Source organism: Allobosea sp. (assembly GCF_017308075.1).
Classification (GTDB): Bacteria; Pseudomonadota; Alphaproteobacteria; order Rhizobiales; family Beijerinckiaceae; genus Allobosea.
In genome coordinates this window covers 111,542-126,981 of the sequence record NZ_JAFKFX010000034.1, presented here as the reverse complement: position 1 = coordinate 126,981, position 15,440 = coordinate 111,542, and the positions used below count along the sequence as shown (strand labels likewise).

Here is a 15,440-nt window from a genome sequence, read left to right as displayed (position 1 = left end):
GTCGTAGCATATAAATTAAATGGAACGTTCCATTTCGGGAGGATGCAATGGCCGAGATCACCTTGCCCCGGGCCGATGGTCGGACTGAGCGCTACACGCTGGCGCCGGCCTCGCGCTTTCCTCAGGTTCATGCGCCGTCGCGGACGCGGACCGTCTTCGCCGCCGCCCATGTCGTTGCCGATCCCCGCAAGCTGAACGAGCCCTGGCGTGTCCCGGCGCTCGACTGGGACGCGACCCTGGCCTTCCGGCGCCATCTCTGGGGCCTAGGCTTCAAGATCGCCGAGGCGATGGACACCTCGCAGCGCGGGCAGGGCCTCGACTGGAGCAATGCCGCCGAGCTGATCGCCCGCGTGCTCGCGGAGGCGAAGACCGTGCCGGGTGCCGATCTCGCCTGCGGAGCCGGAACCGACCAGCTCGACGCCAATGCCGCGACCACGCTTGACGACGTCATCCGCGCCTATGAGGAACAGATCGCCCATGTCGAGAAGCATGGCGGCAAGATCATCCTGATGGCGAGCCGCGCGCTCTGCCGGGTGGCGAAGGGGCCGGACGACTACCTTTCGGTCTATGGACGGCTGATCGGCCAGTGCCGCGGCAAGGTCATCCTGCACTGGCTCGGCGAGATGTTCGACCCGGCCCTCGCCGACTATTGGGGCAGCCGCGACTTCGAGCCGGCGATGCAGACCGTGCTGACGCTGATCCGCGAGCATGCCGCCAAGATCGACGGCATCAAGATCTCGCTGCTCGATGCCGGCAAGGAGATCACCATGCGCCGGCAGCTGCCGGACGGCGTCGTGATGTATACCGGCGACGACTTTAACTATGCCGAGCTGATCGGCGGCGACGAGCAGGGCTTCTCGCACGGGCTGCTCGGCATCTTCGATCCGATCGCCCCGGCGGCGGCCGCCGCCTTCGCCTGCCTCGATGCGGGCGACCGGCAGGGCTTCCACGCCATTCTCGACCCGACGGTCACCCTGGCGCGCCGGCTCTTCGAGGCCCCGACCCAGTATTACAAGAGCGGCGTCGTCTTCCTCGCCTGGCTGGGTGGCTTCCAGGACCATTTCCGCATGGTCGGCGGCGCTGAATCCGCCCGCGGCATCCTGCACTATGCCGATCTCTTCCGCCTGGCCGACCAGGCCGGGCTCTTCGCCGATCCCGAGCGCGCCGCAAAGCGCATGGACCATCTCTGCGCCCTGAACGGCATCGCCTGAGGACGGGAGGAAACCCCATGCACGCGCCGCTCCAGGACACGGCACTCTACCAGCAGATTCGCGACACCGCCCGCCGCTTCGCCGATGAGGTGGTGCGCCCGGCCGCCGCCGAGCTCGACCGTGACTCGACCTTTCCGGCCGAGATCTATCGCCAGATGGGCGAGCTCGGCCTGTTCGGCATCACCGCCGATCCCGAGCATGGTGGAGCCGGGCTCGACAGCTATGCCTATGCGCTGGTGATGGAGGAATTGTCGCGCGGTTATGCCTCTGTCGCCGACCAGTGCGGTCTCGTCGAGCTGATCGGCACGCTGCTGACCCGCTATGGTACGGCCGAGCAGCGTGCCCGCCATCTGCCGGACATCCTGCGCGGCAAGGCCCGCGTCGCCTATTGCCTGACCGAGGCCGAGGCGGGTTCCGATCTCTCCAATGTCCGCACCGCCGCGCGCGAGACCGCCGATGGCTATGTCATCGACGGCGGCAAGCTCTGGATCCACAATGCGCCGGTTGCCGATCTCGGCTTCGTGCTGGCCTCGACCGACCCCGCAGCCGGCCATCGCGGCATGAGCATCTTCATCGTCGACCTTAACGCGCCCGGCGTCTCGCGCGGGCCTAAGGAACACAAGATGGGCCAGCGCGCCAGCCAGGTCGGCGCGCTGAACTTCGATGGCGTGACGGTGCCGCGTGATGCCCTGCTCGGTCCGCAGGGCCGGGGCTTCCACATCATGATGAGCGTGCTCGAAAAGGGCCGCGTCGGCATCGGCGCGCTCGCCGTCGGCATCGCCCAGGCCGGGCTCGAGGCTGCGCTGGCCTATGCCCGCGAGCGGCGCCAGTTCGGCAAGCCGATCCTGGAGAACCAGGGCCTGCAATGGATGCTCGCCGACATGGCCAAGGACATCGCCGCGGCCCGGGCGCTGGTCGAGCGGGCGGCGCTGCTGATCGACCATGGCGCGCCGGCGACCTCGGCCGCCTCGATCGCCAAATGCTTCGCCAGCGACATGGCGGTGGCGCAGACCGCGAACGCCGTCCAGATCTTCGGCGGCTCCGGCTATATCCAGGGCTTCGAGGTCGAGCGCCTCTACCGCGACGCCAAAATCACCCAGATCTACGAGGGCACCAACCAGATCCAGCGCACCATCATCGCGCGGGAACTGATCAAGCACGGCGCCGGCGGCGGCGCCTGATCACGCGCCTCCGGGAGGTGGTCCAGACCCCGTCAATGGGAGAAGGGCGAGCGGAGAGCGCGAAAGGCCGGAGGGTCTGTGCTCGTGCCGGGCCTTACAGATCGTCGCCAAGATCGAGGATCGAGACCTTTGCGGTCCCGGACGGGCCATTGGCTTCGAACGCGTCGAGCTCGGCCAGCAACGGAGAGTTGGCCGCCCGGAGCGTTGCGCGGTCCCGCATCGCGAGTGTCAGGCAGCGGAGCTCGCCCACGCCAGGCTCGGTCCACGCAGCGCCGGAGGGTCTGAAGCCAAGGCGTGTGAAGAACACGATGTCTGCGGGGCGGGAGGTGAGGAGCGCCGTGTCGGCGCCCGCTTCGAGCCCGACCCGGTAGGCATGCCGGGCGAGGGCCTGGGCGAGCGGACGGGCGCTAGCCTGGTGCCGGATCGCCAGGCGCGAAAGTACCAGACAATGCGGATGTTCCGCCTCTGGCAGCGCACTGCGTCGAAGCATCGCCGCGAGGCGCGGATCGGTGACGGCGTCCGCGCCCTGGGTAAGCCGGGCTGCAGCGAGACAGCGTCGTTCCGGACCGGCCCAGAGATTGAGGCTCGCCGTGTCGATCGGTTCCAGGAGCCAGCCGTCGCCATGGCTCGCATGGACAAAGCTCTCGCGGCCGCGCTCGACGAAAAGCCGGTAGCGAAGGCGGCCGATGGCGTGAAGCTCCCTGGAGTTGATCGCTGCACGTATGGCCAGGTTGGGGCTTCGACCGAGCGCCGCATTGCCCCATAGCTGGCTAAGTGTGACCAGCCTGACAGCGTCGCCCTCGGCGTCCCGGCAAGTGCACGGCTCGGTATCAGTCCCGTCGCAGAAGCGACAGCGGCCCCAGGCTTCGGCATGGCGCATCACGCATCGGCCCTTCACTGCCCATCCCCCCGGTTCGAGCAGGCTAGCCTTGATCGGCTGGTTTCAAGTCTGCAGCAGTTCGGGATCTTTGCCGTCACCCAATTGGGGTAGGACAGGTTCCGCGCGGATCACTAGATTGCGGCTGATCGCACGCCGCGAGCTGGACAGCCCATTGCCCTTCGGTTTCCGCTGGAGGATGATCGGCCTAATCAAAAAGGGATCGGGGGATCCGGAATGGCGCTGCGCGGCCTGAGTGGTGCCGAGTTCGTTCGCGCGGTTTCGCAAGTCGGCGAAGTGATCGACGCGGCTGCCCTGTCTCCCGAGCGCTGGCAGGATGTCTGTGCTGCCTTCCAGGCCCTGCGCCCCGATGTGCGTGTTCTTTTCCAGGGGCACGACCAACAGGCGCCCTATGCCATGCCTCTAGCCGGGGCCGGCTGGGAGGATGTCGATCTCGAGCCGTATTTTCTGCATTTCGCAACCCGCAATCCATGGTTGGGAATCTGGAAGGAGATGGCGGCCTCGAAGGTCGAAATGGCCGATGCGCTCCTCCCGCGTCGGGTCCTTGAAACCACCGAGTTCTACAATGACTGGCTGAAGCCGATGGGCCGGGCCGACACGGCCCTGGGACTCAAGATCGCGCATGAGCGCGATCGCGTCGCGTTCTTCTGTGTCCATTATGATGGTCGCTTTCACGAGCGGACGAACGAAGTGCTGGCGCCGACGATGCAGGCTTTGGCCTCCCGTCTGCGCAGGGCATTCGACTGCAACCGTGCTGTTCTACGCGGTCAGCGCGCAACATCCAGCGATGGTCTCATGCAGAACCTGCTCGATCCCGCCTTCATCGTGAACGCCGAGTGCAAGCTCCTCGCGACGAATTCCGCAGCGGAAGCGTTGATCGGCAGCGGCATGCTTATCAATGTGCGGGCCCGCGACATCGTTTCGTTCGGGCTGCCCGAGATCGATGCCAGGTTCGCGCGGTCGGTCCAGGCCACTTGCGCGAGATATCCCAGCGGCGCCGGAGGCCATGCCGAGTTCCCGGTCGAGCTGGCCGGCACCCGTCTCTCGGTGTCGGTCCTTCCGCTCGCGTCAAATCTGCAGTCCTTGGCGATGCGCGGCCCGCTCGCATATTTCAGTCCCGCGGTGACGGCCCTGGTGATCCTCAGAGCGCTTCCTCCCGACCGGTCGGATGTCGCCGTTCGCCTCCGGGCGCGTTATCGCCTGACGGAGCAGGAGGCCCGCATCTCCAGCGCGCTGCGGCTTGGCGGATCGCTGGTCGACATCGCGAAGGAGCTCGGGGTCACCTACGAAACCGCCCGCGCCCATATCAAGAGCGCCTTCGGCAAGACGGGGACGCATAATCAGCGCGAGCTTCTCGCCCTGCTGCTCGCGGAAGGCGCCAGGCCACCCGAATCGACGATGTAAAAGCCAGCTTCGAGACGAGGCGCCCTATGCCTCCGGGCGATTGTCTGCGTCGAGCGGGTCGCGGCCTTCCTGCCGGTCCCGGTAAAGCGTCGCCTGCACCAGCAGCAGCAGCGTCACCGGCGTGGTGATCGTGATGAAGAGGCCGATCAGGATCTCGTGCACCACGGGGCGCGTCTGGCCGACCGAGAAGTACAGCATCGAAGCGAGGAGGATGCAGCCCATTCCCAGCGTCGAGCCGAGCGTCGGCGCGTGCACGCGCTCATAGAAGCTCTTGAACCGCAGCAGGCCGAGCGCCCCCGTCAAGGCCAGCAGCGAGCCGGCGAGGATCAGCGCCGCAACCGGAAGCGCCGCCCAGGCAGGGAGGGCGTGCAGCGACATCATTCGATCACCTCCCCGCGCATCAGGAACTTCGCCATCGCAACAGTCGAGACGAAGCCGAGCAGGCCGATCGCCAGCGCCGCCTCGAAATACAGCGTCGTGCCGGAGCCGATGCCGAAGACGAGCAGGAGCAGCATCGCATTGAGATAGAGCGCGTCCATGCCGAGCACGCGATCCTGGGCGCGCGGGCCGCGCAGGATGCGGTAGGCGGCGGCGACCATGGCCAGAGCCAGCAGGATCTGGCCGGTGACGAGGGCGAAGGCGAGAATCGCGGCGCTCATTCGAAGATCTCCACCAGCAGGCCGACATAGCGCCGTTCGATCAGCGCGGACCAGTCGTCCCCTTCGCTCAGGTCGAGCACATGGATCACCAGCATGCCGGTGGCCGGATCATAGCTGACCCAGCTCGTGCCCGGTGTCGCAGTGATGATGCAGGCCAGGGCCGCCAGCCCATAGCGCGAGCGCAGCCGCAGCGGGATGCGGACGAAGCCGGGCCTGCGATCGGCCTGATCGAACAGGATGACGCGCGCCACTGCGAAATTGGAGCGGACCATGTCGGCGATGAACACGCCGAGCAGGCGCGGAATCGCGGCCGGCCGTCGCAGCTTCAGCGGCGCGACATCGAGCCGCCGCAGCATGAGCGGGCCGAGCAGGCTGAGTACGCTGCCGAGTAGCAGATGACCGGGCGACAGGCTCTGGTTCAGCAGCAGCCAGAGTGCCAGCAGGCCCAGGGAGACGAGCGGGGAGGGCAGCCAGCGGCTCATGGCTGGCCCCCCGCCGGCATCGCTGTCGGTGTCAGAACCCCGTGGATATAGGCCTCGGAACCGTGCAGTCCCATCGCCGTGGCTTGCATGAAACGCATCGCCGGGCCGGCCTGCAGCGTCAGGGTGAGGCAGAGCAGCAGCAGGGCTACGACGGGCGCCACTTCGATCACCCGCACGTGCGGCACTTCGCGTTCGATCACCGCCCAGAAGGAACGGATGCCGGCGCGCACCATGGCGATCAGCGTCGCGAAGCCGGAGAGCAGCAGCAGCACGAGCAAGGCCCAGGCAGCCGGGGCGATCCCGGTCGCAGTCGCCGGGTCGCTCCCGCCGAGCGCACCGGCCAGGATCGCGAACTTGGCGACGAAGCCGGATAGCGGCGGCAGGCCGGAGAGCAAGAGCGCCGAGACGATGAAGGCCGCGCCGAGCACGGCGAGGATCGCCGGCACGGCGACGCCGGCATCACCGTCTTCGCCGGGCTCCTCCTCGTCCTCGATGCCATAGGCTTCGAGCGTCACCGCGAGAATGTCGTCGGTCGGCGCGCGGCCGCGTTCGATCAGCTCGATCAGCAGGAAGAAGGCGCCGATCGCGAGTGTCGACGACACCAGATAATAGAGCGCCGGTCCGATGATCGAGACGTCGTTGGTGCCGAGCACGGCGAGCATGGTTCCCGACGAAACCACGACCGAGAAGCTCGCGAGCTTGGCGAGATCCTGCGAGGCGAGCATGCCGACCATGGCGAAGAGGATGGTGGCGGCTCCTGCAGCGAGCAGCCAGACATCGCCGAACTGAGAGGAGCCGGCGGCGGCTTCTGGGCCGGCGAGCAGAAAGCCCATCCGGAGGATCGCGTAGATGCCGACCTTGGTCATCACCGAGAACAGCGCGGCGACCGGCGCGCTCGCCGCCGCATAGGTGCCGGGCAGCCAGAAGCCGAGCGGCCAGGCCGCGGCCTTCACCAGGAAGGCGACGCCGAGAATGCTGGTGCCGGTTTCCAGCAGCGCGCGCTCGCGCGCCGGCAGGCTGCCGATCCGGGCGGCGAGATCGGCCATGTTGAGCGTGCCGGCGGCGCCGTAGACCATGCTGACGCCGACTAGGAAGACCAGCGCCGCGACGAGGTTGACGGCGATGTAGTGCAGGCCGGCGCGCACGCGGGCATGGCCGGAGCCATGCAAGGCGAGACCATAGGAGGCGGCGAGCAGCACCTCGAAGAAGACGAAGAGGTTGAACAGGTCGCCGGTGAGGAAGGCGCCGTTCAGCCCCATCAGCAGGAACTGGAAGAGCGGGTGGAAATAGCTGCCGGAGCGATGCCAGCGGGCCAGCGAGAAGATCAGCGCCGCACAGGCGAGGATCGCGGTCAGCAACAGCATCATGCTCGACAGCCGGTCGGCGACCAGGACGATGCCGAACTGCGCCGGCCAGTCGCCGAGCCGGTAGACCCTGACGGCGGCGGCCGGATCGGGGCCGCCGCTGGTCGTGACCAGGCTGATCGCGATCGCGAGCAGGGCGAAGGTCGAGACGAGGTTGAGCACGGCCGCGACCGTTCGGCTGCGACCGTCGAAGAGCAGCATCGTCGCGCCGGCGATCAGCGGCAGGATGATCGGCGCGATGACGAGATGGTCCTGCCAGCTCACGAGCCGCCCTCCCGGCCGTCGACATGGTCGCTGCGGGTCAGCCCGCGCGAGGCCAGCAGGACGACGAGGAAGAGAGCGGTCATGGCGAAGCTGATGACGATCGCCGTCAAGACCAGCGCCTGCGGCAGCGGGTCGGCATAGCGCGAGATGTCGCCGCCGGCGGCGGGGTCGAGCACGGGCGGGGCGCCGACGCGCAGCCGGCCCATGCCGAAGATGAAGAGATTGACGGCATAGGAGAGCAGCGACAGACCGATGATGACCTGGAAGGTGCGCGGTCGCAGCAAGAGCCAGATGCCCGATCCCGCAAGGATGCCGATGGCGAGGGAGACGATCAGTTCCATCAGCTTTTCCCGCCGCTCGCTGTGTTGGCGCGGGCGGCGCCAGCACGATGGACGCGTAGCGACTGGTGCGCCAGCGCGATCAACACCAGCACGGTTGCGCCCAGCACCAGCGCGAACACGCCGAAATCAAAGAAGAGGGCGCTCGCCAGCGGCAGCTTGCCGAGCAGCGGCAGCTCGGCATAGGCGAAGGCCGAGGTCAGGAATGGCCGCCCGAAGGCGAAGGCGCCGGCGCCGGTCAAGGCAGCGACCAGCAGGCCGACGCCGATCCAGCGCACCGGCAGGATGCGCAGCCGGGCTTCGACCCAGCGAGCGCCGCCGGCCATGTATTGCAAGATGAAGGCGATCGCGAAGGTCAGCCCCGCGACGAAGCCGCCGCCCGGCAGGTCATGCCCGCGCATGAACAGGAACACCGCCATCATCGCGATCACGGGGAAGAGCAGGCGCATGATCAGGCCTGGCACCAGCAGGTAATGTGCCGTGATCGGATCCTTGCCGCTGCCCTGGATGTCGGCGTCGTAGAGGTTCTGGAACTGCTTCTGCTCTGGCAGCCCGATACTGTCGCGGGCCGGGCGGAAGCGGCGCAGCAATGCGTAGACCGTGATCGCCACCACGCCGAGCACGGCGATCTCGCCGAGCGTGTCGAAGCCGCGGAAATCGACGAGCAGCACGTTGACGACGTTGCGGCCGCCGCCCTCGGTATAGGCGCGCTCGAGGAAATTCCCGGAGATGCTGCCGGCGAGCGGCCAGGTCATCACCAGATAAGAGAGCCCGGCCAGCCCGGCGCCGCCGGAGATCGCGATGGCGAGGTCGCGGAAGCGGCGTAGCCTGGCGGAGAAGGCGCTTTCGGAGGCGATCCCCTCGATGCGCTTCGGCAGCCAGCGCAGGCCGAGCAGGAGCAGGACGGTGGTGACGATCTCGACCAGGAGCTGGGTCAAGGCGAGATCGGGAGCCGAGAACCAGGCGAAGGTCAGGCAGACCGCGAGCCCGGTGCCGCCGGTCAGGATCACCGCGGCGAGTCGGTGATATTTGGCCTGATAGGCGGCTCCGAGCGCGCAGGCGGCACCGACCACCCAGACCAGCATGAATTCGAGATCGGCTCCCTGCAGGCTGCCGGGCACCAGCGAGATCGGCCTCGTATAGAAGGACCAGAGCGCCAGCATGATGGTGACGCCGATCAGCAGGCGCATCTGCGGCTGCAGCCGGGCGGTGCTGACGATCTGCTCCAGGCCCTTGGCCCAGCGCCAGGACAGGAAGACGATCGCCCGCTCGAACAGGCGCTTGCCTTTCAACTCGCGCAGCAGCGGTGCGCCTTCGATGTTGCCGGAAAGATAGCGCAGCATCGAGAGATATATGACGATGCCACCCGCCGTCGCCACCAAGCTCATCAGCAGGGCGGGGGTGAAGCCGTGCCAGACGGCCAGGCTGTAGCTCGGCGTTTGTCCCCTCAGCACCGACTCGACCGCGACAGCGAGCACGCCGCCCACGGTCTGCGCCGGCACGATGCCGACCAGAAGGCAGATCAGCACCAGCAGGCCGACCGGCAGCAGCATCCAGATCACCGGGTCGTGCGGCTTGTGCGGCAGGTCGGTCGCGGGCGGACCGAAGAAGACCTGATGGATCAGCCGAAGCGAATAGCCGACGCTGAACATGCCGGCGACGGTCGCGATATAGGGCAGCAGATGGTCGAGCGCCGTGTCGACATGGTACTCGATGGTCTCGGTGAAGAACATTTCCTTCGAGAGAAAGCCGTTGAGCAGCGGCACGCCGGCCATCGAGGCCGCAGCGACCATGGCCAGCGTCGCCGTGATCGGCATGGCGCGGTAGAGCCCGCCGAGCCGGCGGACGTCGCGCGTTCCCGCCTCATGGTCGATGATCCCGGCCGCCATGAACAGCGAGGCCTTGAAGGTCGCATGGTTCATGATGTGGAAGATTGCCGCGACCGCGGCCAGCGGGCTGCCGAGCCCGAGCAGCAGGGTGATCAGGCCGAGATGGCTGATCGTCGAATAGGCGAGAAGCCCTTTCAGATCCTGCTGGAACAGCGCCAGGAAGGCGCCGATCACCAGCGTCGCGACGCCGACTGGCGCCAGCACCCAGAACCAGTATTCGTGTCCCGCCATCGCCGGCCATAGCCGCGCCAGCAGGAAGACCCCGGCCTTCACCATGGTGGCGGAATGCAGATAGGCCGAGACCGGCGTCGGCGCGGCCATGGCCCGCGGCAGCCAGAAATGGAAGGGGAACTGCGCGCTCTTGGTCAGGGCGCCGAGCGCGACCAGGATCAGCGCCGTGAGATAGAGCGGATGCGTGACGATCTTCGGGCCCGAGGCGAGCACGACATCGAGATCGTAGCTGCCGACGATATGGCCGAGCAGCAGCATGCCGGCGAGCAGGCATAGCCCGCCGGCGGCGGTGACGGTCAGGGCGATGCGGGCGCCGTCGCGGGCGCTCTGGCTATGGTGCCAATAGGCGATCAGCAGGAAGGAGAAGAGGCTGGTCAGTTCCCAGAACAGGACGATCTGGATCAGGTTTCCGCTCAGCACGACGCCGAGCATCGCGCCCATGAAGGCGAGCAGGAACGAGAAGAAGCGCGGCACCGGATCGTCCGGCGACATGTAATAGCGCGCATAGAGCACGACGAGCAGGCCGATCCCGGCGATCAGGATGACGAAGAGCCAAGCCAGTCCGTCGAGGCGCAGGACGAAGTTGAGGCCGTATTCCGGCAGCCATTCGAACTGTGCCCGCAGGGCGGCGGGTTCGGCCACTTTCGGCCACAGGATCCCGGCGATGGTCAGGATGCCGACAGTGATCAGCCCGGCGAGCCAGGCTTCGGCATTGCGGGCATTGGCGGGAAGGAGCGCCGCGAGCAGGCTGCCCAGGAAAGGCAGGGCGACGATCAGGCTCAGGAGTAAGGCGTCGTCCGCCATGATGGATGAGGGATCCTTCCAGTTGGACTGCCGCAGAACTCCAGCCTTGCCCGATTCCGTCCATTATGGTTGACTCAGCCAGCCGAAGGCAATGGGCGAACGTCATGAATTTACGTCCTGAACTATGCCGCGCCGCGCGTGGGCTGCTGAATTGGACGCAGGATCAGCTCGCTGCCACCGCCGGCGTTTCGCGCAGCACCGTCCGCGATTTCGAGCGCGAGCGTCACGAGCTTCAGCGCGCCTCGGAAGCCCTGGTCCTTGCGGCTTTCGAGCAGGCCGGCGTTCGCTTTCTTCCGGACGGTCGCGAAGGGCCGGGAGTGCGGCTGTGCCGGACCTCGGGGCGCGGTTGAGGTTGAGGTTGAGGTCGGGGTCGCTGGGCAGGTAGCGCCGAAGGTCGGGCGGCACGGGTTGCCGCGGTCATCGGGCGCAGCGCCGGAGTGGCATGGCTGCAGGCCTCAGGCGAGAAGGCTTCAGGCCAGGGGCACCGTCCCCGAAATGCCGCCATCGACGCGCAGGAGGCGCAGCCAGCGCGGCTTGCCGCGCGGATCGAGCCAGCCGATGCGCTGGCCCGCCGAGAGCCCGAGCAGGGCGGTGCCGACCTGGCTCAGCACCGAAACCAGGCCGACTGCGGCGCTGCTGCGCCCGGCGACGAGCACGATGTCGCGCACCGCACCGCTGCGCTCCTCGAGATATTGCCCGCCGATGTTCAGTCGCAGGCAGTCCCGCGGTGCCCGCGCGGCTTCGACCACCTGGGCCCGGTGCAGTTCGTCGGCGAGCCTGGTCGCGGCCGTGTAGCGGCCGCTTGCCATGGCCTTTTCGATGAGGCCTGAGAGGATTGCGAGGTCCTCATGCGTGATGATGATCTGCGGAAGCGGGGTCACCTTTGCCTTTCATCGGGTCTGCGGGCCCATTTTGGGATTGAATGGTGCGGGCGGGCCGTGGCGAGGGCCCGCCCGTGCGTCATGGCTGCATTCGGCTGGGAGCGCCGTCAGCGCCCGAGCTTCTTGACGGGCAGCGGCTGCTTGCTGAGTTCGGCGATCGAGGACGCCGTCTGGGCAGCGGGCTTCTGCTGCTTCGGTTTCTTGGCTTCGCGGTTGCCTTTGCGCTTGTTGCTCATGGTCCTGGTTTCCTGATGGCGCGCAGCCGCGGGCGGCGCGCATCTCGGCGCGGCCGCAAGAAGGGCGGGCTGCAGAATGAAAGAGCTTGGCCCGATAGGGCGGCAGCGACCGAGCGCCCGGCATGTGCCGGTCGCCTGTCATGCCTGCGGGCGATGCTGGATCTCCCTGGCTCGTCGCTCGGGGCCGAAGGCCGCCGCGCCGAACCAGGGCTAGGGGCGTGCGAGGCGCGAAGCTGTGCAGAAGACCCCGGCTGGGGGATGATTTCCGATCATGGCAAAGCCAGCATCGGCCGAAAGTATTAGGAAGTCAAATATCACCAGATGCGGCCCAAAGAATCGAATTTGATGGAAATAATATTTTCCGAATAATCCGATTTTGGTGCCTTTTTTAGTCGATCTGAAAATAAATTACCCTGTAAAATCCAGGTATTGCTTACAAGATTTGGTGTAGAAGCGCGCGGTCGTCGTGCGCTCCGAAGGGCCGTATCGCTGTCCGGACGCTGTGGCCTGCCGCAACGAGGATTGGCCGGACGGGATTGCCACCGTCCGGCCAGTCTTCTTCGGGCCGATGCTCTCACATGGCGCTGGAGCGCCCTTCCGCATCCGCCGGGACGTTCGGCGTCTTAGTCGGCCAGAGCCGGTTCGGCCGCGCGCTTGGCGACGTCCGGCGTGGCCGCGAAGCTCAGCGCACGGTCGCCGGCCTCGTCGCGGATCCGCGTCGGCAGGCCCATCCGGTCGAGCAGGCCGAGGAAGGGCCGCGGCGGCAGCTCCTCGACATTGACCATGCCGCGCACATCCCACTCGCCGCTGGCGATCAGCATCGCGGCGGCGACCGCCGGCACGCCGGCGGTGTAGGAGATGCCCTGGCTGCCGACCTCGGCATAGGCCTCCTCGTGGTCGGCGACGTTGTAGATGAAGACCTCGCGCGCCTTGCCGTCCTTCTCGCCCTTCACCAGGTCGCCGATACAGGTCTTGCCGGTATAGTTAGGCGCCAGCGAGGACGGGTCGGGCAGTACGGCCTTGACCACCTTGAGCGGCACGATCTCCTGGCCCTCGGCGGTGCGGATCGGCTGCTCGGAGAGCAGGCCGAGATTGTTCAGCACGGTGAAGACCGTGATGTAGCGCTCGCCGAAGCCCATCCAGAAGCGGATGTCCGGCACGTCGAGATTGCGCGACAGCGAATGGATCTCGTCATGGCCGGTCAGGTAGGTCGGGCGCGTGCCGACGACGGGCAGGTCCCAGTCCTTGCGGACCTCGAACATCTTGTTCGAGGTCCACTGGCGGTTCTGCCAGGACCAGACCGTGCCGGTGAACTCGCGGAAATTGATCTCCGGATCGAAGTTCGTCGCGAAATAGCGGCCATGGTCGCCGCCATTGACGTCGATGATGTCGATCGAGTCGATCTTGTCGAAATACTCGTCCTTGGCGAGGCGCGCATAGGCGTTGACCACGCCGGGGTCGAAGCCGGCGCCGAGGATGGCGGTGATGCCGGCCTTGGCGCATTCCTCGCGGCGCTTCCACTCGTAATTGCCGTACCAGGGCGGCGTCTCGCAGATCTTCAGCGGCTCCTCGTGGATCGCGGTGTCGATATAGGCGACGCCGGTCTGGATGCAGGCCGAAAGCACCGACATGTTCAGGAAGGCCGAGCCGACATTGATCACGATCCCGGCCCGGGTCTTGGCGATCAGCGCCTTGGTCGCCTCGATGTCGAGTGCGTCGAGCTGATGGGCCGCGATCTCGCCCTTGGTCTTGAGCGTGCCCTTCTGCTTGACCGAGGCGACGATCGCCTCGCATTTCGCCAGGGTGCGCGAGGCGATATGGATGTCGCCGAGCACGTCGTTGTTCTGGGCGCATTTATGGGCCACCACCTGGCCTACGCCGCCGCCGCCGATGATCAGGACATTCTTCTTCTGCATTTCGGGCCTGAGCCTCCTTTGTTCGTGTTGTCTGTGGCGTTGCGTGGCGGGCCTCAGGAGAGGCTCGCCTTGAAGTCGTCGAAGGTGAAGTCGCGAACCTTGCGGATGCTGCCGTCGAGCTCACGCACCGCGATCGCCGGCATCTGGACGCCGTTGAACCAGTTCTTCTTCACCATGGTGTAGCCGGCGGCATCCTGGATCGAGATCCGGTCGCCGGGCTTGAGCGCATGCTCGAAATGGAACTCGCCGAAAATGTCGCCGGCGAGGCAGGATTTGCCGCAGATCATGCTGCGATGCGGGCCGGCATCCGGCGCGATCTTGGCGGTCTGCCGGTAGATCAGCAGATCGAGCATATGCGCCTCGATCGAGCTGTCGACGATCGCGAGATGCTTGCCGTTGAAGAGCGTGTCGAGCACCGTGACCTCTAGGGTGGTGCTCTTGGTGACCGCCGCCTCGCCGGGCTCGAGATAGACCTGCACGCCATAGCGCTGCGAGAAGCTCTTCAGCCGGTCGCAGAAGGCGTCGAGCGCATAGCCCTCGGCGGTGAAGTGGATGCCGCCGCCCAGGCTCACCCAGTTGACCTGCTTGAGCAATCCGCCGAATTTCTCCTCGATCTGGGTCAGGATCGCGTCGAAGCGGGCGAAATCGGCATTCTCGCAGTTATTGTGGATCATGAAGCCGTCGAGCCGGCCGATGATCGCCGCGACCTTTTCGACGTCCCATTCGCCGAGGCGGCTGAACGGCCGGGCCGGGTCCGCGAGGTCGAAGCCCGAGGCGCTGATCTGCGGATTGAGCCGCAGGCCACGGCTCGTCGCGGCGGTCTTGTCGGCGAAGCGCTCGAACTGGCTGATCGAGTTGAAGATGATCTTGTCCGAGTTGGCGAGCACCTCGTCGATCTCGTGGTCGGCATAGGCGACGCTGTAGGCATGCGTCTCGCCGCCGAAGGTCTCGCGGCCGAGCCTGACCTCGTTGAGCGAGGACGAGGTGGTGCCGTCCATATATTCGCGCATCAGGTCGAACACTGACCAGGTCGCGAAGCACTTCAATGCCAGCAGCACCTTGGCGCCCGACTGCGTGCGGACGCGCTCGATCGTCCGCAGATTGCGCAGCAAGCCTGCCTTGTCGATCAGGTAGTAAGGGGTCTGGATCATCGATGCGTCGTGCCTGTCGAAAGCGGGGCGGCCGCCGGGCCGCCGTGATACGCGCCGTCGTTGCAGCGCCCGGCACGGCGCGGAGCGCCGGGGGAGATGCGATTGCGCAAAGGGTATGCGGTTCGTGGCCGCCTGCGGAAAAGGCGGCCGGGCGATAGCGGCTTCGTCTCTGCGAGCGCCGCTTCCGCGTGCTAGATCAGTGCTTTCGCGCTGTTGTTCCGGCTCTTCTTCTCGGCGTGGCGCCTTGCGGCGGCGTGCGCCGCGAGGCCGGCGCGACTACCGATACAGGTCGCCTCGGTCAGCGCCGTCAAGGCGCTTGCCGCAAAGGTTTCTTCCTTTTGGGAGGCGTTCAGTAAAACTGAGCCCATCCCCAATTGGAAGGGGGCGTCGTGAGACATTCCATCCTCTCCAACCAGCAGATGTAGCCTGCATCGGGCAAGGCACCATCTTATAGCGCCGTGTCCGGAAAAATCAACCGCGGCGCGGTTCTGGCCGTTTTCAGGCTGGCTCGCCGGGTATGCGGTCATGCCG

Annotated in this window: 16 protein-coding genes; 4 read left to right on the top strand and 12 right to left on the bottom strand. The window is 66.6% G+C overall.

All coding sequences use genetic code 11. The features are described 5' to 3' along the window. Positions 1-47 precede the first annotated feature (47 nt). Positions 48-1,211, top strand: a complete 1,164-nt coding sequence (locus tag J0J10_RS17130) for a dihydrodipicolinate synthase family protein (RefSeq protein ID WP_291647684.1) — start codon at positions 48-50, stop codon at positions 1,209-1,211. 17 nt (positions 1,212-1,228) lie between these two features. Then, complete coding sequence (locus J0J10_RS17125; RefSeq protein WP_291647682.1) at positions 1,229-2,392, top strand: acyl-CoA dehydrogenase family protein; 1,164 nt, start codon at positions 1,229-1,231, stop codon at positions 2,390-2,392. 94 nt (positions 2,393-2,486) lie between these two features. On the opposite strand, the gene J0J10_RS17120 is transcribed toward J0J10_RS17125, so the two are convergent. After that, positions 2,487-3,272 carry a hypothetical protein gene (locus tag J0J10_RS17120; RefSeq protein WP_291647680.1) on the bottom strand — a complete coding sequence of 262 codons (786 nt, stop codon included), beginning with the start codon at positions 3,270-3,272 and terminating at the stop codon, positions 2,487-2,489. Between the two features lie 234 nt (positions 3,273-3,506). On the opposite strand from J0J10_RS17120, the gene J0J10_RS17115 reads away from it, so the two are divergent. Beyond that, positions 3,507-4,694, top strand: coding sequence for a helix-turn-helix transcriptional regulator (locus J0J10_RS17115; protein WP_291647679.1), 1,188 nt, complete (start codon positions 3,507-3,509; stop codon positions 4,692-4,694). Between the two features lie 24 nt (positions 4,695-4,718). On the opposite strand, the gene mnhG is transcribed toward J0J10_RS17115, so the two are convergent. From mnhG to J0J10_RS17085, 6 genes are read right to left on the bottom strand one after another with little or no spacing between them, the layout of a single operon-like run. After that, positions 4,719-5,075 (bottom strand): monovalent cation/H(+) antiporter subunit G, encoded by a 357-nt coding sequence (gene mnhG / locus J0J10_RS17110; RefSeq protein ID WP_291647677.1) that lies wholly within the window; start codon positions 5,073-5,075, stop codon positions 4,719-4,721. After that, a complete protein-coding gene (locus J0J10_RS17105; RefSeq protein ID WP_291635146.1) occupies positions 5,072-5,353 on the bottom strand; it encodes a K+/H+ antiporter subunit F in 282 nt (93 codons plus the stop codon). The genes mnhG and J0J10_RS17105 overlap by 4 nt, the downstream gene beginning before the upstream one ends. Further along, entirely contained in the window at positions 5,350-5,835 is a 486-nt protein-coding gene (locus J0J10_RS17100) for a Na+/H+ antiporter subunit E (protein ID WP_291647676.1), read from the bottom strand. Before J0J10_RS17100 ends, J0J10_RS17105 begins: the two co-directional genes overlap by 4 nt. Then, positions 5,832-7,463, bottom strand: coding sequence for a monovalent cation/H+ antiporter subunit D (locus J0J10_RS17095; protein ID WP_291647675.1), 1,632 nt, complete (start codon positions 7,461-7,463; stop codon positions 5,832-5,834). Before J0J10_RS17095 ends, J0J10_RS17100 begins: the two co-directional genes overlap by 4 nt. Next, positions 7,460-7,804: a Na+/H+ antiporter subunit C gene (locus tag J0J10_RS17090; protein WP_066475707.1), complete on the bottom strand. Its 345-nt coding sequence runs from the start codon at positions 7,802-7,804 to the stop codon at positions 7,460-7,462. The genes J0J10_RS17095 and J0J10_RS17090 overlap by 4 nt, the downstream gene beginning before the upstream one ends. Beyond that, entirely contained in the window at positions 7,804-10,725 is a 2,922-nt protein-coding gene (locus J0J10_RS17085; protein WP_291647674.1) for a monovalent cation/H+ antiporter subunit A, read from the bottom strand. Before J0J10_RS17085 ends, J0J10_RS17090 begins: the two co-directional genes overlap by 1 nt. A 65-nt stretch (positions 10,726-10,790) precedes the next feature. On the opposite strand from J0J10_RS17085, the gene J0J10_RS17080 reads away from it, so the two are divergent. After that, complete coding sequence (locus tag J0J10_RS17080) at positions 10,791-11,075, top strand: helix-turn-helix transcriptional regulator (protein ID WP_465247215.1); 285 nt, start codon at positions 10,791-10,793, stop codon at positions 11,073-11,075. A 120-nt stretch (positions 11,076-11,195) separates the two neighbouring features. Here the strand turns inward: J0J10_RS17080 and J0J10_RS17075 are convergent, their stop codons facing one another. From J0J10_RS17075 to J0J10_RS17055, 5 genes are all read right to left on the bottom strand, one after another. Then, complete coding sequence (locus J0J10_RS17075; protein WP_291647672.1) at positions 11,196-11,606, bottom strand: GreA/GreB family elongation factor; 411 nt, start codon at positions 11,604-11,606, stop codon at positions 11,196-11,198. Between the two features lie 107 nt (positions 11,607-11,713). Beyond that, positions 11,714-11,842: a hypothetical protein gene (locus J0J10_RS17070; protein ID WP_291635160.1), complete on the bottom strand. Its 129-nt coding sequence runs from the start codon at positions 11,840-11,842 to the stop codon at positions 11,714-11,716. A 623-nt stretch (positions 11,843-12,465) separates the two neighbouring features. Further along, entirely contained in the window at positions 12,466-13,758 is a 1,293-nt protein-coding gene (locus J0J10_RS17065; RefSeq protein WP_291635162.1) for a saccharopine dehydrogenase family protein, read from the bottom strand. 53 nt (positions 13,759-13,811) lie between these two features. Then, on the bottom strand, positions 13,812-14,909 hold the full coding sequence (locus tag J0J10_RS17060; RefSeq protein ID WP_291647670.1) for a carboxynorspermidine decarboxylase: 1,098 nt from the start codon (positions 14,907-14,909) through the stop codon (positions 13,812-13,814). A 191-nt stretch (positions 14,910-15,100) separates the two neighbouring features. Beyond that, positions 15,101-15,436, bottom strand: a complete 336-nt coding sequence (locus tag J0J10_RS17055; RefSeq protein ID WP_291635165.1) for a hypothetical protein — start codon at positions 15,434-15,436, stop codon at positions 15,101-15,103. Positions 15,437-15,440: the final 4 nt, after the last annotated feature.

Coding starts and splice junctions, on each gene's coding strand:
- J0J10_RS17130 (WP_291647684.1), top strand. CDS start 48: ATGGCCGAGATCACCTTGCCCCGGGCCGATGGTCGGACTGAGCGCTAC.
- J0J10_RS17100 (WP_291647676.1), bottom strand. CDS start 5,835: ATGAGCCGCTGGCTGCCCTCCCCGCTCGTCTCCCTGGGCCTGCTGGCA.
- J0J10_RS17125 (WP_291647682.1), top strand. CDS start 1,229: ATGCACGCGCCGCTCCAGGACACGGCACTCTACCAGCAGATTCGCGAC.
- J0J10_RS17090 (WP_066475707.1), bottom strand. CDS start 7,804: ATGGAACTGATCGTCTCCCTCGCCATCGGCATCCTTGCGGGATCGGGC.
- J0J10_RS17055 (WP_291635165.1), bottom strand. CDS start 15,436: ATGACCGCATACCCGGCGAGCCAGCCTGAAAACGGCCAGAACCGCGCC.
- J0J10_RS17070 (WP_291635160.1), bottom strand. CDS start 11,842: ATGAGCAACAAGCGCAAAGGCAACCGCGAAGCCAAGAAACCGAAGCAG.
- J0J10_RS17080 (WP_465247215.1), top strand. CDS start 10,791: ATGGTTGACTCAGCCAGCCGAAGGCAATGGGCGAACGTCATGAATTTA.
- mnhG (WP_291647677.1), bottom strand. CDS start 5,075: ATGATGTCGCTGCACGCCCTCCCTGCCTGGGCGGCGCTTCCGGTTGCG.
- J0J10_RS17085 (WP_291647674.1), bottom strand. CDS start 10,725: ATGGCGGACGACGCCTTACTCCTGAGCCTGATCGTCGCCCTGCCTTTC.
- J0J10_RS17065 (WP_291635162.1), bottom strand. CDS start 13,758: ATGCAGAAGAAGAATGTCCTGATCATCGGCGGCGGCGGCGTAGGCCAG.
- J0J10_RS17120 (WP_291647680.1), bottom strand. CDS start 3,272: ATGCGCCATGCCGAAGCCTGGGGCCGCTGTCGCTTCTGCGACGGGACT.
- J0J10_RS17060 (WP_291647670.1), bottom strand. CDS start 14,909: ATGATCCAGACCCCTTACTACCTGATCGACAAGGCAGGCTTGCTGCGC.
- J0J10_RS17105 (WP_291635146.1), bottom strand. CDS start 5,353: ATGAGCGCCGCGATTCTCGCCTTCGCCCTCGTCACCGGCCAGATCCTG.
- J0J10_RS17115 (WP_291647679.1), top strand. CDS start 3,507: ATGGCGCTGCGCGGCCTGAGTGGTGCCGAGTTCGTTCGCGCGGTTTCG.